The sequence below is a fragment of the Actinopolymorpha sp. B11F2 genome (assembly GCF_040195635.1).
In the GTDB taxonomy this organism is placed as follows: domain Bacteria; phylum Actinomycetota; class Actinomycetes; order Propionibacteriales; family Actinopolymorphaceae; genus Thermasporomyces.
Genome location: NZ_JBEFTX010000062.1, coordinates 1 through 1063 on the forward strand (window position 1 = coordinate 1; position 1063 = coordinate 1063).

The 1063-nt window shown below is 62.2% G+C and carries 1 protein-coding gene; it reads left to right on the forward strand.

Annotated features, from left to right (window positions below):
- Nucleotides 1-262: 262 nt before the first annotated feature.
- The coding region (locus ABN034_RS34220; protein WP_349695107.1) for an IS5 family transposase at nucleotides 263-1063 on the forward strand (801 nt) is incomplete at its 3' end.

A 1063-nucleotide genomic window follows, 5' to 3' on the forward strand; every position in this document is an offset into this window, starting at 1 on the left:
TAAGAGCCTGTTCCTGAACCTGGTTCTCTGGTGTGAGCTTCGTCTCTGTTGATCATGGTGGCCGTGTCTTCGCTGGTAATGGAAGGAACTCCTGGTAGATCGAGCGGTGCTTGAAGTCGCCGATATACCAGGAGTTCCGTTGCTAGTCTGCCGTGTTGGTGCTGTCGTTGCCACCCTGGATGAGGGTCGGGTCAAGCGGTGCTGCCGTCTGTCGGGGTTCCACCGTCGCCGGCAGACGCGGGTGAGCCGGTATCCGTCGGATATGAGCGATGCGGAGTGGGCGCAGATCGATCCGCTGCTCCCCGAACCTGCGTCACTGCTCCTGGGGGTGGGGCGCCCGGAGGAGCACTGCCGTCGCGACATCGTCAACGGGATCTACTACGTGCTCGACAACGGCATCAAGTGGCGAGCGATGCCGGTCGACCTTCCGCCGTGGAAGACGGTGTACAACTACTTCTCTTGCTGGCAGAGCGCTGGGGTCACGCAGAACATCCTCGACACGCTCAGGGACCGAGTACGCATCCGTCAAGGGCGCGCGGCGAGTCCGTCTGCGGGTGTGGTGGACTCGGCTTCGGTCAAGGGTGCCGAGACCGTCGGTGCGAACACTCGAGGGTTTGACGCGGGCAAGAAGATCAATGGTCGCAAGCGTCACATCGTGGTCGACACGCTCGGTCTGCTGCTGATGGTCATGGTGACCGCCGCATCGGTGCAAGACCGGGACGCCGCCAAACCCTTGCTCGAACGGCTGGCCGGGTCGTTCTGCCGGATCAAGCTGGTGTTTGCCGACGCCGGCTATGCCGGCAAACTCCTCGACTGGGCCCTGCAGCAGCTGAAGTTGACCTTGCAGATCGTCAAACGCACCGACAAGCACAGCTTCCAAGTCCTACCTCGCCGCTGGGTCGTCGAACGAACCCTGGCCTGGATCGTCCGGCACCGCCGCTGCGCCCGCGACTACGAACGCCAACCCGAACACCACGAATCAATGGTCAGATGGGCTGCGATCCGGCTCCTCAGCCGACAACTCGTCAGATCGAGTCAAGATCGGAAATCAAGGTCACACGGA